Below are 17,534 nucleotides of genomic sequence, written 5' to 3' on the forward strand. Positions count from 1 at the left end.
GCTCCTGTGGTTGCGGGTGGGTTCGGGGCCTGTGGTGGTCCAGCAGTTGGCCCCTCCCCCGTTGTTTTTTGCCTGCTGGCGAAGCTTGCGAGCTGTGCCCGACGGAGGCCTGTCTACCCTTGGGCAAGGTTCAGGAAATTTTCGGCGGAATGAGCGCCTTCTGACGGTGCATTCCCGGCTCATTCCGCCGAAAAATTCCTGGGCCGCAGGCCCCGAGGAACGAGGGGCTAGACAGGCCGGAGCGGGCACGTATGATCCGAAGGACAGCAGCAAAAAACGTCGTAGACACATCAGGCCCGGGGGGTCCGGAGCTCTGCGACGGCGCGCCCCGGACCAAAGAGCCGGCCGCGCAGCGGACGCCCGATTCCTGGTTGGAGCCCCCGGGCGGAAACCAGGCTCATGTGGGTGTCCACGGTGCTTGCTGAAGGGCCTTTAAAAGGGAAAGGACCGCCCGGCCGGGGCAGTCCTTCCGTTTTCTGTAATGTCAGCCTTCCATGAGCCGGCTGTGTTCCTCCGGTATCCATGACAGATCCGTTGAACTTGGAGCTGTGTTCCTCTGAACGTTCAGGATGTGGGCGATGCCGGCCTCGGCGGCAGTGTCAGAGGGGCGCCGCGTTGCGGGGGTCTTCGGGATGCTCAGGCCGTTGGTGTGAATGAAGTCTGGTGTGTGCATTGGCTGTAGTCCTGGCGGTAGTGGTTCTGGTGCGGCCCACTGTACCGGGATCCGCGGGGTGGTTCCTGGGCTGGGTGGTGTGGACGCGCAGCGTGTCCTGGCGGCGGCCGGGGGAGCGTGCGGCGGAGGCCGCCGCCCGCGCACCTGGGCGGACCGGCCTGCATAGAAATAGGGCCGGAACCCCGTTCGTGGGATTCCGGCCCTGCCCTTCTGTCTTCTAGCTGTGGGTTCCTCTCTTGTAGGCGGTGCTGGGGTTGGTGGATGTTTTGGCCAGCAGGCCGGTTCGAAGCATTTCGTCCAGCAGTTCCGCCAGCCTGTAGCCCGGTTCGGATTCCATGGCCTTGGCCAGATAGGCCGCGGCCAAGGACCCTTGTCCCTTGTACCAAGCCAGCCAGCCAAGAGCGCTAAAGAGCGGGGCGCGGTCCGCGGTGGGCGTGTAGGCCAGCAGCTGGACTAGCAGGACCTCGCATGCGTCCACCCGTGACCAGTCCGGGCGTTCGGGGTGCTGTCCCATGAGAACAGCCCGGTAGGTGCCTTCGTCCTCAGCGGGATTGATCATGTCGGCCATGATTCGGTCCCGAAGCGCTTTGACCTGCAGGTAAGAAACCAGCTGGATTGTTGCTGCTTCGTCCGGCTGGGTTCCTACAGCCTCGTGCCAAGCGGCGCGGGCCTCGCACATGGCCGGTTCGGTGAAATCCACCGGGTTGCGGACTTCAAGCCGGGCCGCTGCCTCGTGGATTCTCCGGCCCGTGTCCTCGCTTCCGATAAATGCCGGGTTCTCCGCCAGTTCGGTGCGCTTGGCGGACCCTGCGAAAACCATGTGTGCACTCAGGACGCTGTCTTCAATGTCGCTGAGCGGGTTCATGGTGCAGCAGTCTGCATCCTCACAAAAGTAGGTTGTCCATCCGTGGTCGGTGATGAGCCAGCCGTCACGGATGGGGATGCCTGCGCGTTCAAGCTCGATCTCAAACGCTTGGGCGTAGTCCTTGTAGGGTTTGGCGTCGAAATCGAAGGGGTCTGCGGCCGGTTCGTTGGTGTAAACGAGGAACAGGGTCCCGTCTGCGTTGGTGTCCGACAGCAGGTGGTGAGCAATCATCTGGGCGAAATCGGACGGGCTAACCGACTCGTCGGGGATATCCATCCGAAGGGATGCCCCGATGCGGGTGCCGTTCAGGGTGATAAAACCGAACGATTCGCGGGGGTCAAAACCCAGTGAGTGCGGGAAGAACGCCAGAATATCGGCGGCGGTCGTGACGGTGATGTGCTTGCTCATGGTCTGTGCTCCTGTGGTTGCGGGTGGGGTTCGCGGCCTGTGGTGGTCCAGCAGTTGGCCCCTCCCCCGTTGTTTTTTGCCTGCTGGCGAAGCTTGCGAGCTGTGCCCGACGGAGGCCTGTCTACCCTTGGGCAAGGTTCAGGAAATTTTCGGCGGAATGAGCGCCTTCTGACGGTGCATTCCCGGCTCATTCCGCCGAAAAATTCCTGGGCCGCAGGCCCCGAGGAACGAGGGGCTAGACAGGCCGGAGCGGGCACGTATGATCCGAAGGACAGCAGCAAAAAACGTCGTAGACACATCAGGCCCGGGGGGTCCGGAGCTCTGCGACGGCGCGCCCCGGGCCAAAGAGCCGGCCGCGCAGCGGACGCCCGATTCCTGGTTGGAGCCCCCGGGCGGAAACCAGGGCCGTAAAACCGCAACGCGGCATCGCGGGCCTGCCGCCCCTGCAATGTCCGAGTGGTTGAGCCGAACAGCCGGACCGGATGGTGACCCTGTTAGAAGGCACCACCCGGTCCTGACGGCTTAGCTGTGGTGCTTTCGGATGGCTGTCCAGGCTGTCGTGACGGCGCCCAGTGCCAGGAGCGAGAGCAGCAGATTGACCAGAACCATGACTGTTTCCTTTCGGTAGTGAGCTGATTAGAGTGAGAAAGGAGCCCGGTGGCCGCAACCTTTGCGGTCACGACCACCGGGGGTTGTGTGACTACCTCCTTGCACGTCGCTTACGCTTCCGAGTTGCCCCTCGGGAGCGTTTGCTCGTTAAGAGCACGCGTCGTGCGGTGAGTAGAGCCACGACTGCGGTTGCCAGATTCACTACCGCGGTAGTGATCTGCAGCGCCTGGTCGATGCTCATTAGCCACACCTCCTTTCTGCCCCGCCATGCGAGGCCCCCACCGATTCAGCCGGTCGAGGGTGGACTGTCAATCCCGAAGAGTGGCCGGACGACGGCGCGAAATAGGGAGCGCCAGCGACCGCGTGCCGGCGTTTGGGCGCGTGGATTGACTGGACGGGCCCCCGGGCGGCTACGATCGGTGGCCTTGTATGACGGAGATACCCGGCCACGCACAAGGCAAAAAGAGGCTTTCAGTCCGGAGCGCAGCGCAGGGCCTTATCTTTGGGCCAGGCCGGCCCGTTTCCGGCTTGGCCTGTGCTGGGTGGTGGGGACGCGCAGCGTGTGATGGCGGCGGCCGGGGGAGCGTGCGGCGGAGGCCGCCGCCCGCGCACCCAGGGATTGCCGGGCACCCGGGGCGGGGCCGGAATCCTTGGCTTGGGATTCCGGCCCCGCTCCCCCGGTCTGTTTATTCGGTGGTTGCTTCTTCTGCGATCATTTCCTCTTCCTCGGCCTGTATCTCGGCCAGGCTGTGGCCGGGTGCGGTTTCCTCGGTCTCCTGGCCGTGGTCGGTGATGATCCGCTCGACGTCGCTGAGGGTGTATCCCCACGCTTCGAGCCGGGTCAGGTAGTGCTTGGCTGTGGGTGAGGGGTTGCGCCATGACTGGCGTGAGAGGCTTTTCTCGAATCCGGTCAGGACCATGGCCAGCATGTTGATTTCGGGCCGGGTGGAGGGTTTGGCGGTGATGCGGGCCAGCTCACCGTGGTTGTCGCTTCCTCCGAGCAGTTCGGCGGCGAAGCCGTTGTGCTTGGAGAGTCCGTCAGCGACGGTGTAGGCGTGTCCGCCCATGGAATCTGAGATGAACCGCAGGGCATCCTTGGGGGTTTTTTTGGACTGAAGCAGGGTCTTGATGAAATCAATGCGAACGCTTTCGGCGGCGTCCCATGCCCGGTTGTTCTCGATCACGGTCCTCCGTTCGGCTTTCTCTTCCTCGGTCATGGCACCGGAGCGGGGCGCTCCGGGCTTGGTGAATCCGGCGGCTTTCCAGTCGGTGTGCAGGTAAACCACGGTCAGCTCGTCTTTGTAGTTGTGCTCGAGGTAAGCGCCGTTGGCGTCGGCGATGGTGAGCTCTTCACCTTCGGAGGTACGGAGGTCACCGATAGGGGCGATCGGTCCCTTGTATTCGTAGTACAGGACGTTTTCAGTGACGACGGTCAGGCCCTGGGCTTCGATCTCGGTGGTCTTGATCGCAATTTCTGCGGCTCGGCGGCGGTCATCCCGGATGCGCTGGGCGGTGTGGTTGAACCAGTGCGGGTCCTTCGCGGCGGCGTGTTCGAGCTTTTCCACGGCGGTCGCATCGTCGCTGAATTCCTCGATGACTGCGGCCATTTCCAGTGTCATCCCGCCTGCGAGGGCGGCGGTGGCGGTGTCGTTGGCTCGGACTTTCAGGGCCGCGTCCACGACGGTTTTCTTGGCTCCGGTTTTGCGGGCGATTTGGGTGGCGGAGACTCCCAGCAGTGAGAGCTGGTGGAAGGCTTCGGCCCGGTCCACCTCGGTCAGTGCCTGCCGGTGGTCGTTCTCCACGACCTGCTTGGCCAGCCGGTCGGCTTCGGTGAGGCTGTCCACGATATAGACGGGCATCTGGGTCAGCTTGTTCTCCACGGCGGCGAGAGTGCGGCGCTGGCCGTAGAGGACGTGCACGGTGCCGTCCTCGGTGCGGTGGGCGACGACGGGCTGGATCACGCCGTGCTCCTTGATTGAGGCAAGGAAAGCCTTGTCGAGCTGGACGTCGGCGCGGACATTTGCGTCGATGGTCAGCTGGGCCGGGTCGATCTGTTCCAGAACAGTCATGGTTTTTGCTCCTGTGGTTGCGGGTGGGTTCGGGGCCTGTGGTGGTCCAGCAGTTGGCCCCTCCCCCGTTGTTTTTTGCCTGCTGGCGAAGCTTGCGAGCTGTGCCCGACGGAGGCCTGTCTACCCTTGGGCAAGGTTCAGGAAATTTTCGGCGGAATGAGCGCCTTCTGACGGTGCATTCCCGGCTCATTCCGCCGAAAAATTCCTGGGCCGCAGGCCCCGAGGAACGAGGGGCTAGACAGGCCGGAGCGGGCACGTATGATCCGAAGGACAGCAGCAAAAAACGTCGTAGACACATCAGGCCCGGGGGGTCCGGAGCTCTGCGACGGTGCACCCCGGGCCAAAGAGCCGGCCGCGCAGCGGACGCCCGATTCCTGGTTGGAGCGCCAGCGGAAACCAGGACATCTCTGAATCTCTTCATCCCTAATGAGAGTCAATAAATGCCAGGAAAGCTCGTCGGGGCATCCGTCGGAGCAATGTCGGAGCGCCCTTGTCCCGCATTGGGACACCTGCTACTGTCCCAGCATGGGACAGGATGATGATTACCTCTACGTAGATGAGTGGGATGACTCCCTCTCCAAGAATGACCGTATTGAACGCGGTCCTTTTCAGTCATTCTTCGGGATAGGCCGTAGTGAGAGGGCTGCTGCTGCAGTAGCCGCAGCTCGGCAGCGGTCGGCAATAGCCGACCAGGTACTCGCCCAGGTCAAGGAACAGGCTGTTTACTCATTGCTTGCCGAGGGGTTCAGCGTGCGAGCCATCGCTGACCGCACCGGTATCCCAAAGACCGACGTCGGGCGAATCTCGCATCGGCTGGGCCGCGAGGGCGCAGGGCCAGGATCAGCCACCATGACTCTCGTCAGTCCCAATCAGGCCACAATCATCCGAGACCAGGTGCGCGAAGCATGGGGAGAGTCCACCTAAGAGTGACTGGGGACCTCAAACGACTTACGTTCGAACATATGTTCGAGTAAGGTGGGTTCGCAAGCAAGCCACCGATCCTTGAAAGGCGTACAGCTGATGGACGCGACTACCGGCATGACCGTCTTGAACACTGCCGTAGATGTCAGATTTACGGCTGCCGGCGTGCCTCTGGCCGTCAGATATGAGGGCCGAGTGTGGTCTGTGGCTGCCGATCCTTTTCACTGGTTTGCCAGGAACAATTGGTGGGAATCAGGGCAGCGGGCACCTCGGGGAAGTGGGGATGATTTGGTTAGTGTCGAGTACTGGCGGGTCCAGGTTCGCCTTACGTCCAAGTCCGCGTTGAGGACGTTCACGCTGCGCCGCGACCCCAGGTCCCCGCAGTGGGTTCTTGAATCGGTCAGTGATGAAGGTGCAGCGGCGGCCTGATCACCCGCTACTCATTTACTCAAAGGCTCCGAACCTAGTCAGATTCGGAGCCTATGAGTAAATGAGTAAATGAGTATTGACTCATCTACTCATCTGGAAGTGTGTCGATGTACTCCGTCAGGAATTCCTTGATGGACTTTCCGCGCTTGGCCGCCGTGATGCGAAGCTTCTGGTGCTTACTGACTGCTAGGTCAAAATTCACCCGCTTGGTCACCTCTGTGTCCTTCAGTGATTCCATGAGCTGGTCTTTGGTTTTCCCCGCACTGGGGCGTCCGGTCGAAAGCTTTCCGAAGTTACTCATTTACTCAAATACTCACTTTCTCATGTGCAAACTGTTCCACCTCGGCCAGCAGCTCAAGCATCTCCCTCGCCCCTTCGGAGCGTGGGAAATCTTCGAGCACGGTAGAGCCGGTGGCAGCAGTGCCGGGGTAATCCACGCGCTGGTGGATCTTCGTGGCCAGGACAGGAAGCTCATACCCGGCTAGGACTTCAGTGATCTCTTTGCCGATATTGGTCCCGGTGATCGCGCGGGAGACGACGAAAGCCGCCTTGAGCTTTCCGTCTGTTATCTCGATGCGTCGCTTTACCAAGTCCACCAGGTCAGAAGTGGCCCATATGTCGTAGGGAGAGGGCTGGACTGGAATGAGTATCACATCTGCTGCTTTGACTGCGGACACGGCCAGGTCGGCCGCCTGCGGGGCGCCGTCGATGATGACGTAATCGACAGGGGCCAGGGCCTTTATGTCTTTATCAATGGTGGGGCGATCAATTCCGAGGACGGTCAGCGGGTGGCCCTCACGCACTGCTGCCCAGTCCCGGGCGCTGCCCTGGGGGTCGGAATCAATTAGTAGCGTAGAGCGGCCGGAGAGTTGCAGGCCCCGCGCTAGATGGGTCGCGAGGGTGGTCTTGCCGGCCCCTCCCTTTTGGTTTAGTACGGCAATAACTTTCATGCTGTCTCCAAGCTCCCGTTAAGTTTACTCATTACCTCAAATACTCACATGAGTAATTGAGTAAACCAAGCAGCGCGTCTGGTGTGTCTTGCGCTTACCGCAGAGCTTCGTCGGATTCGCTGAGCAGCCCTCCTTTTCATGACCGGCTTGTGTACAGTCGCCAATGGCATTGGTGATTCGTGCCGCAGGAAGGAATCTCAGATGAGGGATGGAAAAACCAATCGGAGAGGACCGCAGGGGAGAGCGGACTTCGGTATGTCCTGGACTCAGGACTGACCGTGGGCAAACATTATCCTGCCGCAACGGGACCGGAAGCGGACAAGGCACTAGAGATAGTCCGAACCGAGGCCCAGCAAGTGTGCAAGTCGATAGGCATTCGGTCACCAACGATTAACATTGTTGCCAGTCTCAGAAGTTCAGGTGATAACACGACGGCCGACATGAAACCTGCTCGGCGCGGTGGTGGGTACGAAATGAACATGCCCTTGAGGGTTGTTCAGACGTGTCCGCCGGCTGCCCTGCGCTGGCTCGTGGCGCATGAGATCGGCCATCAAGTGACGCGGAACAGCTTTCAGGAAAGGCTTAGGGTCACTGTCATGGCTTGGGCCCTGTTATCCGGGGCATTGTGGCTTGGGACGACCGTGGCAGCCGCATGGGCAGACCTTTCGGGCGTTTCCAGTCATTGGATCACGGCGAGCACAGCAGCGATGATTTCCTTCTTGCTGTCGTTGTTGTGGGTCAGTGCCTTACGTCGGGCAGATGAGCGACGCGCCGATAGGTTCGCGGCCTCGTTTTTGGGCGATGTTCAAGGAGCTGAAGAATATTTCGCTTTCACCAACGCTGCCCGTTCTATCCCCACCAGGGTGGAGCGGTTGGGCAGAGCAGTGATGTGGCCGCTTCGGTTACATCCATCCCACAGCGAACGCTTAGAGCTGATGAGAGCAGAGGTAAGGGTCTGAACAGCTTGGTTGCCTACCGCGACTTAGGCTGCTGCCAGGATATGAGCCCATGGCTCTCCGGTGGCGTCTGGAGGAAGCCAATACTCATCGATTTCGGGATCGTAAATTTCGTTGGTGTGAAGTTCTGCGGTTTTGAAGCGGTCCAGATAGGCGTGCCAGCGGGCTCGTTCGCGTCGATTCCTGCTGATCTGGGCCTGATAGTCGTCCAGAACGCCCAAGCGGAAGGCAAGGTCCGTGAGGTTGGTGGTGGAAGTGACTTTCCAGTGCCGGCCCTCACGATGGACCATGGCCAGGGTTGTCATGGCTGCGAGGGCATGGTCTGTTGCTGACCGGCTGATGCCTGTGGTTCGGATGATGTCGGCGGTAGTGGGGGAGTAGCGGGACCGTTCAATGGCTTCGTAGACGAGGGCAGCTGTGTCTCCGAGAGCGCGGAATACCGGCCTTACTGCGTGGATCTTCCCTTTACGCCAGGACAATTCCCGGGCCAGCTGCTCATAGTGGGCCGGCAGCTGAATTAGGTAAACATCGGCCGCTTTGTAACGGGCGTCAGCGACTTTAGTCAGGATCCCGTCTGAGGCTTTGACCAGGACAGGCAGCAGACGGGCAATCGTAACGTGGTGCTTGCCAAGGGCCACAGCCAGGGTGCGGCATCCAACGTCAAGAAGGTTCGTTTGCTTGGTCCGCATGTAACCCAGCAGTCCTCGGATGAGCAGGCGAAGACTTAGCCCTTCGCGGCCGCGTTGTTTAAGACGATCATCAAGGACGGTGTAGAGGATATTTTCCAGATCGTTCACGAGCTGGTGGGTTGCAGCACTACTGAGATTGGTGCCCCCCCCTGTGGTTTCTGTGGGGCTTGTGTTGTTAATAAAGGCAGGTTCCCCCCCCCGTTTCTGACCACTCGTTTTCTTCGGGTTGGGGGTGCCGACAAAGGACTGGGCCTTGGCCCACTCGCGGCCGAGCAGGCGTTCCTGCTTGGCAGGGGAGCCGTACAAGGCGGCCAGGCCGGGGAACTGGCCGGTGAGCTCGGTCTGCACCTGGGAGAGAGTCCAGCCGCAGGCGCAGAAGTGGTTCAGGACGGCCATTCGGGCCTCTGAGGCGCTGGCGTAGCGGGCGGTGTCATAGACGCCTGTACGCGCTGTTCTGCGCAGCTCGGATTCACTTCCTGCTGCAAAGTGCGGCAGCGGGGTAATCGGGCGGGGCGCCTCGGAAGCTTTTGCCAGCCGCGATTTTAGGACATATCCACGACGTAACTCCGGAGCCAGCGCTGCCTTTAGTCGTTCCAGTGCCTCAGGTGTGTTTCGGCGGCGCATAACGTCGTAGGCCCGGGTCAGGGGAGTGATGAGGATTTGATGGCCACCGGACTTATGTGCCGCCCCTGGCACACGGATGCAGCCGTCAGTGAGGTTCTGGTGTGGGCTCGGATCCAGGCTCGGCGCGATACGGCCCAGCGCTTCAATCAATTCTCGTGCCTCTGATCCGCTCAGGCGTTCCTGCAGCGGGATGTAGAGGTGTCGTCCGCCGCTGGGGGAGAAGTCTTCAACGAAACTGACATTCTGCCTGGCGAAAAGAGCGCCTAGCCGCTGCGCGTCTCCGTTGACGACGCTCTGCTGGGCTTTGGACGTGTCAAGGTCAATACAGAGTGTGGACACGGTGCCGTCGGCTCCGTGGATCATCACTGCTGCTGGCCGGTCAGGGAGCGCGGTGGTGATCTTTAGAGGATTCGCCGGCCGCGGATACTGGAATCGGGAGCCAATCCAGCGGCCGAGCCGGTATGTCGGAGCACCGGCAATCAACGGCGCGAGAACCCATGCTTCCTGTGACGAAACAGCCACGCCGGACGTTGCAGCGTCTACCGGTAGATCAGACCTCATGTGTAAACTGGACACATAACAAACTGCCCCTCCAAGGGTTGTTTGGTTCAGCGATTCACCCCGGGAGCTGGCCGGCACGAGGGGTGAAACGCTACGAATTGCATCTGATGAGGGTCCGCTTAGGCGGACCCTCTCTTTTTAACTGGCCTTGTCGATGGGCAGGCCTTCCTGGTTGCGCAGAGTTCTGATGTCCACAGAGTCAACGTAGTCAGCGACTAGTGGAGATAAGAGAGTGACACCGTCGGTGTCCAGAATTTCTATGATCTCTCTAAGCTTTTCGGCACGGGGAAGATCAAGCTTCACGATAAAGCTGTGCCGTGGGCCCTTGGAGGGCCGGCCACGAATCGAGAGCTTTTTCCGTTCCATAGGCACCAACTCTAGTTTTTGTTTTTCGAAATGCCCGTCTTTGCCGGGCGTGTCGAAGTTAAAACTTGTCATCGCTACAGCTCATCTCTGAGAGCGGACTGGTGATGTATCGCAGGTTCGCCGTACATCCGCAAAACCCGCCAGAAGACGGTGAGTCCGGTGATGACACATAATGCGGACAGCAGGCTGATCACTTGTGCTGCATCGTAGATGCCTGGGTAAGGGATGCCGATGAATACGAGGCAGGCTCGGACTATGACCAGTCCGAATCCGGTGATCAGGAATCCCGTAGCGGTACGAACCGATTTGGTGTTGGCAGCTTTGAATTGCCTCACTAGCGGCGGTAGGAGACAACTGCAGACATAGGCGACGTATCCAACGGCAACACCCGTGTAGGTGATGACAAGAGGTTCAGTCTGATATAGCTCAAGGCCAGGAGAGGATTCCGGGGTGCGTGTGAACGCGAAAAGGATCATTTCAAGGACGAAGGCAAGAACAAAGACGAGACGCCCTTGGAATCCACCGATGCGGAGAAGGGCCTTTTTGCTGCGCAGGCCGCGTGCGAGCTGGTTACCGAGAATGTTCACGGCCAGGAACAGTGCCAGCTTGGCAAAGAGGTCAGTGAAGTTGGTTCGTTCAAATGTCCCGTCGATGGTCTTGTAGACAACCGGAATCATCAGCGCGAGAGCAATGGAAAGGGAAGCACCGCAGGTAGCTATGGCTTGGTTCCGGCGAGTAGCTATGCCAGGCAGCCTCGTGACAGTGAGGCATACGGCCACAATGAGGATTGCTAAAAAAAGATAGTCCATTATCCCAGTGTCTCCCAGAGGGCATGGGCGCTATTCTGTGCATCGATTTTTTTCTTGACGCGGCGTCGGAGACTTTTAATCCGCTGTTCGGTGAGGTCTAGGAGGTCGAGGTCGTCAAGAGCGTTGAGGGCGTTCTCTCGGCCTTGGGGTGGCCAACCGGCTTCTTGCGTTGTCAGGAGCCCTGTGACAACTAGTCCGCTGATGAGCGACACCTGTGCGATGGAGGATGCCAGAAGCGCAAGTTCTGGTGGCAGACGATTTTCGGATAAGAGCGTAGAGATATTTGTGGTGGCCATACCGCTGTGATGGGACATTTCTGTCCGGATACCTCCGGGGTCGATGGCATCTATCCATGCACGAACGCCGTCTGCGTGAGGAATGGGGCTTAGCTCGTAGTGCGCACCAATGATTGCGGCCATATCGGCGCGGTTACGACGCAGCAGCTCCGTAAACAAATCGGTGTGTGTCACCTGGCTAAGTAGCTCGGCCCTCGTCGGCGGCGGCTGGTCATTTTGCAGGGAGTGGTACGACTCAAATCCTGACAAGGCTCGTAAGGGACTGAGGCGGAATGATCGGGCTAACCCTATGACCACTTCTTCACTTACACGATTGCGCACCCGCTGGGTCTTGATGGTCGATCTGCGCATGTTAAGGATTCGGCCAATTTCGGTGGAGCTGGTGGGTAAATTCGCGCTGTCCAGCCATGCATCGAATTCCCTCGCTGACACGGTCACAGGTCCTCCTTGGCCAGAGTGTCGGTGTTCTATGATGTGATCGATTGGACAGTATGTTTATATAAGCACGGAACAGAAATATGGATTTGAACCACTCCCAGAAGCCCTCTGATGTGGGCTTTCCGGACGCTTGAGCTACTTGGGGGAATTTTGCTAGTCGCCGGATACGTAGCGCACATACTTGTCGGCCAGATCTCGGACACGATCCATTCGAGCGGAGTAACGCAAAGTCTTGCCGGCACGGTTTCCTGGGGGACTGGCAATCACGATCCCGGATCGTTGCAGAGCTACGAGATGGCGGTTCAGGCTAGGCCGGGAAATGCCGGTGGCACCAACAAGTTCTCCGGCTGTGCTTGGACCCAACAGGGAAAGCTGACGAAGAATATCCGCCTGCGCCCTGCTTCCAATTACGCCCACGGCAGTCTCAACCTCCGGCGGGAGGTCTGGATTGATGAGGGTGGGCACGTATCAATCATGCCTGACACAACCAGTTTGAAGAGAGTCATAGCAATACCTTATTACTAAGTGATAAGGTGAGGAAAGGAGGCCGCACCAGAGGCTTCGACGAATCAGACGGCGATGGGGGGCGGTTATGAGCGAGGATAAAGGCAGCTCAGCCCCTTGGATTGCACTGTTTTTCGCGTTGCCCTTGGTTGCGGTTGGTCCCATCGTGGCCATCGGCGCGATGGGGACGGTTTCGGACATGGAGACCGCCGGCCAGGTCTGTTCGTCGGGTAACACTTCGGGAACCGGGCAGACCCCATCCATCCCGAATGGGTGGGGCGAGTTGGTCGCAGCTGCGGCTGAAACCGCAAGCCTGCCCGTCAGCATCGCCGCCGCACAGTTGCAACAGGAATCTGGGTGGGATCCCAAGGCGCGGAGCAGTGCGGGCGCCCAAGGCCTCGCACAATTCATGCCTGGCACTTGGGCCATGTACGGCAACGGAGGCGACCCGTTCGATCCAGAAGATGCCATTCAGGCTTACGGCCGCTACATGGCAGCGCTGCGAGCAGAAGTGCTGGTCCTTGCTGGTGATGACGTTGATCTGCAAATACGTCTCACACTGGCCGCATATAACGCAGGGCCCGGAGCGGTACTCAGCAACGGCGGCATCCCGCCCTTCGCAGAGACGCAGCGCTACATTGACGCCATCCTCTCGAAGGGGCAGACAGAATTCTCGCCGGACTGCGAAGTCCCTCCCGGCGGCGAATGGAACGGTGATCTAGGCGATGGGGATTGGACAAACCCGTTGCCTGGCGGCGTACTCACTTCCGGCTACGGGCATCGAGACGTCCCTGGCTTGCCGGCGTGGGCGCAGGAACATGTAGGCGTTGACTTCTCCACTCCAGGTGTCGGTGGTCAAGTCATCGCCCCAACGGACCTGCGAGTAACTGGTTTCAACAACCCTGACGGCTGCGTCATTGCAAAAGAAGACGGGGATGACCCTGACTTCGGCTTTGCTTTCTGCCACATGAACTCATACTCCGTGGGTCTCGGAGACAAGCTTCAACGTGGCGATGTCATCGGCATCGAAGGAAACAGGGCGCAGCTCGGAGCCATTGCGACCCACCTCCACTTCGAGATCTACAAGCCGGAGGCTCCGGACGTCGTCTACCCCTACGAAGGGTGGAATCTCGACCCCGAGCCGATTCTAAAAGAGAAAGGAGCGTGGCCGGAATGATCCCGCAACTCCCTACCCGCTTAATGACTGTTGCGGTTCTGACCCTGGCTTCGGTAACGCTGGCTGCCTGCGGCTCCGAACCTACCGGTGAGGCCACCGTCGCTCCTATACCCGGCCCCAGTTCTAGATCCGCGCAGAGTTCCGAAGTCTTGGAACTCGGGGACGGCTCTTTTCCTTCCGTCACAGAGGCAGACCGTTCCAGCGCGGATTCCACGGCGGAAACAGCAGCCAAAATCATGCACTCCTGGGACACGACGGTGGACCGGACCGAGACCGCTGCCGCAATTAGGGCGATTCCCCTGATGTCCGCGGAATGGGCCAAGAATCAGGTAGAGCCCGAACGCAACGCAAGTCAGGGCGAATGGCTGAAACCGTCCGAACATCAGGCCTACAGCCTTGCTCGCGTCACGCCAGCTACCGGTGATGTGAGGCGCGACATCGGAGACGACAAAGCGATTCGGGCTTATGACGTGAGCTGGCGTTGGGTGCCGCGCGATGGAGTAACCATCACGGAGACAGGGAGAAGACAGATCACGCTGTATCTAGAAAAACATCAAGGCGAGTGGAAGGTCGTCGGCCATCAGGCACGCGACATGCCCGTAATAGGGGGTGGATCAGGCCTATGACCAAAACAGTCCACGCATGGCCGATCATTACCGTAACCATCGGCCAGGATGAAATCGTCGCGGACGCCAACGGCGACGCAGTCACGTACCCGCTTACTGATGATCTGCTGGCTTCTGAAGCCGCTGCAGAAGCGGCTACTGAGGTGTGCCGCAAACTGGGCCTCAAAGCTTGCCGCGTCCAAGGCCATACCCGTGAGGGACAGGTCTACGAGATGGTGGTTGACGCGGAACTTGGCACCCTAGAAGAACGGCTCCCGGCAGAGGCGCACGAACAATCGCCAGACGATTCCCGACGGCGGTTTTCACGAGGAAAAGAAGCAGGCAGACGGAGCCCTGTTGCTCGGAAAGCAATGGTGTGGGGCAGTGCGGGATTCTTGGTCCTGGCAGCGGGCGTCTCTGCCGTGTACTCCACACAGGACCGGGACTCTCAGCCGGTGGCAACTGTATATACGCCGCCGCCTGCGCAGCTGCCTGTTTCTGCTCCTGCCGGTTGGAAGACCTATGCCACCTGGTCAACTCCCATGGAGGGAACCACCACTCGCGCCATTCTTGATCCGGCTGGGAATCCGGTCAGCGTGGATGGATCCAAGCTCATCGCCCATGATCCTGAATCCGGTGTAGAGAAGTGGAGCCGTCAGGCTCCGTTCACCGTTCGGGAGGTCGCAGCATTTACGATCGCAGGTCAGCAGCGAATTGCCGCTGCCGCCGGACATGATCTTGTCCTCTTCGGGGACGATGCAGAACCAATCCGGGTAGAGGTGCCGAAAAACGGGACTCTAGTTTTGGATGGTGGAACGGTTCCCAGAATCGACCTGCCGAATAGGCGTTCTCTTCTGGTTGGCGCCGACGGTAGTCTCTCGTCCCGGGTCGTTCCCGCAGCGACGGAGCCTATCGAAGCACTGGGCAATGACCTTGTTGCTGCAGACCGCCAGACAGGAAAAGTTTGGCGTATCGGCTCGGACTCGGCCGCACTTCCAGAACCGGCGGCGGTACCAAAGCCAGCTGAAAATGCAGAACTTATCACCGTTGTCGGGTCCGTGAATGGAACGGTCGTCGCGGCCTGGAAACAGGATAAGAACGTCCTCATCGGGTTCTATACGTTGGGTCAGTCAACTTCCGCGACCTCGCTGACGCTGCACTCTTCGGTCACGTTGGAAGGTTCGGATGTTCCGGTATCCGGACTGCAGGTGGACCGAACAAATGCACTGTTCCTGGCCGGGCCGGTCTTTATTGATGTAGCCAATGAACAGGCCTACCGGCTGCCCTCCAGTGGCCGTCTTTCTGCCGGATATGCGTGGGTCAGCGCGGAGGGCAAGCAGCAACGAATCAGCCCGAGCGGCGAAGTCGAAGACAGCACAGCGGCTAAACAACCCGCAGTGCCAGACGTCATCACGGCAAACGGCCTGGCCATCACTCGCGTGGAGGGTTCGGGTGCTGGGACTCTCTACGCCCTTTCCAGGACTAGCCCCATTCCCTCTTCCAGCCCAACCGCAACAACCTCTCTGAAGGAGTCCCGCAAATGAAGATGACGGCAAAGATCGAATCGACGGGAACACTGAGCCTAGACATAGAAGGGGAAGCCAGCACTGAGAATCATCGGTCAGTAGCTGCAGCTCGCCGCTCCGTGATGAACACAGCGCAGACGCTCGCCACGCAGACCGAGACCTCAACGAACGTGGACATCGAGGATCCCTCCGGCTCGCGATCACTGACTGTTCAGACAGACGGACAAATAATCGAGCACGACATCCCCGCCGCCGGGGAAGCCCCGGCGAAGCAGCAGGTGGTCGCTGCACGGACGGTTCCCGTCAAGGATGTTCCGGCGGCGGTAGTCACCCGCGACCGGCCCTCCCGTAGCACGGAACCGCAGGATGACCCTGCACGGACGGCTTTGGAGGCCGAAGTGGAAGCAGTATTCAATCTGGAAACTCAACCAGATTCCTCAAAGGTGCCCGTGGCCCCTGAAACTCGTGCGGCGCAGACCAAGGCAGCTCCAAGCTTTATGGATGCCCCTGCGACTCCGACCCGCAGGGAGTCAATGCCTTCGTTTGTGAAGAATCCGGAGGCCCCCACTGCGGCAACACAGGGCTTCCGTGGAATGCTGAATCAGCTTGGACTCAGTCTGGCTCCTTCTGCCGATGAACAGGCCGAGCGGGAAGACGAAAAGCAGGTTGCTCGGCACTGGCCAGGCCCCCGGACCATAGCGGTGCTCAATCCGAAGGGTGGAGCCGGCAAAACCCCAACTGTCATTTGCCTCTCTGCCGTTTTCGCTCGGCTGGGCGGCTCCGGGGTTTTGGCCTGGGACAACAACAACTCGCTGGGCTCACTCGGCTGGCGCACCTTCGACGCTGGGCATGAGTCAACAGTCGTAGACCTGCTTGAACAGACAGAGCAGTTCATGACAGCGGGTGCACGGGCAGGAGATCTGTCGTTCTACGTTCATCATCAGCCCGCCGATCAGTACGATGTGCTCCGCTCTGATGATCGTTCCGGTGACCAAGAACGCCACCTTGTCACAGGCGAAGAAGTAGACCGGCTATATGCGGTGGCAGCCAAGTACTACCGCCTCATTCTGATGGATTCAGGAAACACCGAACGTGGGGATAACTGGCAGGCGATGATCTCGCACGCGGATCAGGTGGTAATCCCCGTCAAGTCCGTCAATGACGCTGCAGAGGGAGCCGCAAGGGTCCTGAGTGCTCTGAGGGCAGGCAATGACCATGCCCGCTCCCTTGCCGACCGCGCCGTGGTCATCGTCCTGGGATGCGAACCGTCCCATGAGAAGTCCAAGCTCAATGAGTTGGCCGAATCCTTCCGTCCCTACGTGCGGGCTGTAGCAACCATCCCTTATGACAGAGCTCTCGTGGAGGGCCGGATACGGTTCTCTGCCATGGCTCCCCGGACCCGCAAAGCTTGGCTGCGGGCGGGTGCACTGATAGCAGGTGAGCTGTGATTGTAGGCGAAGCCAATAATCCTTTTATCACTGTTCCCGATGTGGAGCCCGAAGAGGACCCCATTGATGATGACCCCATTTTGGGGGTCCGTGATTCCGTTCGAGGACCCAAGAATCTCCAGCAGACACTGGCCGCCGAACCCGTGGTGGAAGAACCAACCGCCGAGCCCGTCGCGATTAGCGCAGCAACACTGTGGTTGGTGGGGGCCTCCGGTGGTGTTGGGACATCCACTCTTGCCGGCCTTTGCTCAGAAAGGGTCGTGGACGAAGCAGAGCGCAAACCGGTTTGGGGCGGCAGAGCTTTGCTGGTCTGTTCGACCAGCGCAAGCTCCTTGGAATCGGCGCAGCAGCTGGCGCGCCAGTCTGCGGCGGGAACGGTTTCCTACGAACTGGTTGGGCTGGTGATCGTACATGACCGGCCGAAGAACCGGCTCACGAAACCGACACTGGCTTTCGCTCGCGGAGTGGCCCGCATGTTCCCCCTGGCCATGACCGTTCCGTACGAACCATCGTGGCGCGAAGTAGGCGTCACTCCTCAGCTTTCGAACACGCGGCTCAAAAGCGTGATCCGGAAAATCGAAAAAATCGCCCAAGCCGGGCACTAGGAAAGG

At 59.9% G+C, this 17,534-nt stretch carries 17 protein-coding genes; 7 read left to right on the plus strand and 10 right to left on the minus strand.

What is annotated here, in order from left to right:
- Window positions 1–484 precede the first annotated feature (484 nt).
- From AC4D2Q_RS17130 to AC4D2Q_RS17140, 3 genes are all read right to left on the minus strand, one after another.
- Window positions 485–673 (minus strand): hypothetical protein, encoded by a 189-nt coding sequence (locus AC4D2Q_RS17130; protein ID WP_490947623.1) that lies wholly within the window; start codon window positions 671–673, stop codon window positions 485–487.
- Between the two features lie 217 nt (window positions 674–890).
- Entirely contained in the window at window positions 891–1,946 is a 1,056-nt protein-coding gene (locus AC4D2Q_RS17135; protein WP_490947624.1) for a DUF4192 domain-containing protein, read from the minus strand.
- A gap of 1,295 nt (window positions 1,947–3,241) precedes the next feature.
- A complete protein-coding gene (locus AC4D2Q_RS17140) occupies window positions 3,242–4,624 on the minus strand; it encodes a ParB/RepB/Spo0J family partition protein (RefSeq protein ID WP_490947625.1) in 1,383 nt (460 codons plus the stop codon).
- 525 nt (window positions 4,625–5,149) lie between these two features.
- On the opposite strand from AC4D2Q_RS17140, the gene AC4D2Q_RS17145 reads away from it, so the two are divergent.
- Window positions 5,150–5,548: a hypothetical protein gene (locus AC4D2Q_RS17145; RefSeq protein ID WP_490947626.1), complete on the plus strand. Its 399-nt coding sequence runs from the start codon at window positions 5,150–5,152 to the stop codon at window positions 5,546–5,548.
- A gap of 511 nt (window positions 5,549–6,059) precedes the next feature.
- On the opposite strand, the gene AC4D2Q_RS17150 is transcribed toward AC4D2Q_RS17145, so the two are convergent.
- Window positions 6,060–6,275, minus strand: coding sequence for a hypothetical protein (locus tag AC4D2Q_RS17150; protein WP_490947627.1), 216 nt, complete (start codon window positions 6,273–6,275; stop codon window positions 6,060–6,062).
- Between the two features lie 4 nt (window positions 6,276–6,279).
- Entirely contained in the window at window positions 6,280–6,924 is a 645-nt protein-coding gene (parA, locus tag AC4D2Q_RS17155; RefSeq protein WP_490947628.1) for a ParA family partition ATPase, read from the minus strand.
- Between the two features lie 479 nt (window positions 6,925–7,403).
- Here parA and AC4D2Q_RS17160 point away from each other — a divergent pair, with 479 nt between their 5' ends.
- Entirely contained in the window at window positions 7,404–7,883 is a 480-nt protein-coding gene (locus AC4D2Q_RS17160) for a M48 family metalloprotease (protein WP_490947658.1), read from the plus strand.
- 23 nt (window positions 7,884–7,906) lie between these two features.
- Here AC4D2Q_RS17160 and AC4D2Q_RS17165 read toward each other — a convergent pair whose 3' ends face one another.
- From AC4D2Q_RS17165 to AC4D2Q_RS17185, 5 genes are all read right to left on the minus strand, one after another.
- Window positions 7,907–9,556, minus strand: a complete 1,650-nt coding sequence (locus AC4D2Q_RS17165) for a hypothetical protein (RefSeq protein ID WP_490947629.1) — start codon at window positions 9,554–9,556, stop codon at window positions 7,907–7,909.
- Window positions 9,557–9,892: 336 nt separating this feature from the next.
- Entirely contained in the window at window positions 9,893–10,192 is a 300-nt protein-coding gene (locus tag AC4D2Q_RS17170) for a hypothetical protein (RefSeq protein WP_490947630.1), read from the minus strand.
- A 2-nt stretch (window positions 10,193–10,194) separates the two neighbouring features.
- A complete protein-coding gene (locus AC4D2Q_RS17175; RefSeq protein WP_490947631.1) occupies window positions 10,195–10,929 on the minus strand; it encodes a hypothetical protein in 735 nt (244 codons plus the stop codon).
- Window positions 10,929–11,663, minus strand: coding sequence for a hypothetical protein (locus tag AC4D2Q_RS17180; RefSeq protein WP_490947632.1), 735 nt, complete (start codon window positions 11,661–11,663; stop codon window positions 10,929–10,931). Before AC4D2Q_RS17180 ends, AC4D2Q_RS17175 begins: the two co-directional genes overlap by 1 nt.
- A 153-nt stretch (window positions 11,664–11,816) precedes the next feature.
- Window positions 11,817–12,128, minus strand: coding sequence for an ArsR/SmtB family transcription factor (locus AC4D2Q_RS17185; protein ID WP_490947633.1), 312 nt, complete (start codon window positions 12,126–12,128; stop codon window positions 11,817–11,819).
- Between the two features lie 127 nt (window positions 12,129–12,255).
- Between AC4D2Q_RS17185 and AC4D2Q_RS17190 the strand changes: the two genes are divergently transcribed.
- Genes AC4D2Q_RS17190 through AC4D2Q_RS17210 form a run of 5 tightly spaced genes read left to right on the plus strand, consistent with a single transcriptional unit; the run spans window position 12,256 to window position 17,528 of the window.
- Window positions 12,256–13,344 carry a transglycosylase SLT domain-containing protein gene (locus AC4D2Q_RS17190; protein WP_490947634.1) on the plus strand — a complete coding sequence of 363 codons (1,089 nt, stop codon included), beginning with the start codon at window positions 12,256–12,258 and terminating at the stop codon, window positions 13,342–13,344.
- Complete coding sequence (locus AC4D2Q_RS17195) at window positions 13,341–13,970, plus strand: hypothetical protein (RefSeq protein ID WP_490947635.1); 630 nt, start codon at window positions 13,341–13,343, stop codon at window positions 13,968–13,970. The genes AC4D2Q_RS17190 and AC4D2Q_RS17195 overlap by 4 nt, the downstream gene beginning before the upstream one ends.
- Window positions 13,967–15,493: a hypothetical protein gene (locus tag AC4D2Q_RS17200; protein ID WP_490947636.1), complete on the plus strand. Its 1,527-nt coding sequence runs from the start codon at window positions 13,967–13,969 to the stop codon at window positions 15,491–15,493. The genes AC4D2Q_RS17195 and AC4D2Q_RS17200 overlap by 4 nt, the downstream gene beginning before the upstream one ends.
- Window positions 15,490–16,923: a MinD/ParA family ATP-binding protein gene (locus AC4D2Q_RS17205; protein WP_490947637.1), complete on the plus strand. Its 1,434-nt coding sequence runs from the start codon at window positions 15,490–15,492 to the stop codon at window positions 16,921–16,923. Before AC4D2Q_RS17200 ends, AC4D2Q_RS17205 begins: the two co-directional genes overlap by 4 nt.
- Complete coding sequence (locus tag AC4D2Q_RS17210) at window positions 16,920–17,528, plus strand: DUF6668 family protein (RefSeq protein ID WP_490947638.1); 609 nt, start codon at window positions 16,920–16,922, stop codon at window positions 17,526–17,528. The genes AC4D2Q_RS17205 and AC4D2Q_RS17210 overlap by 4 nt, the downstream gene beginning before the upstream one ends.
- The last annotated feature ends 6 nt before the right edge of the window (window positions 17,529–17,534 follow it).

The organism is Arthrobacter sp. TJ-178 (assembly GCF_058269275.1).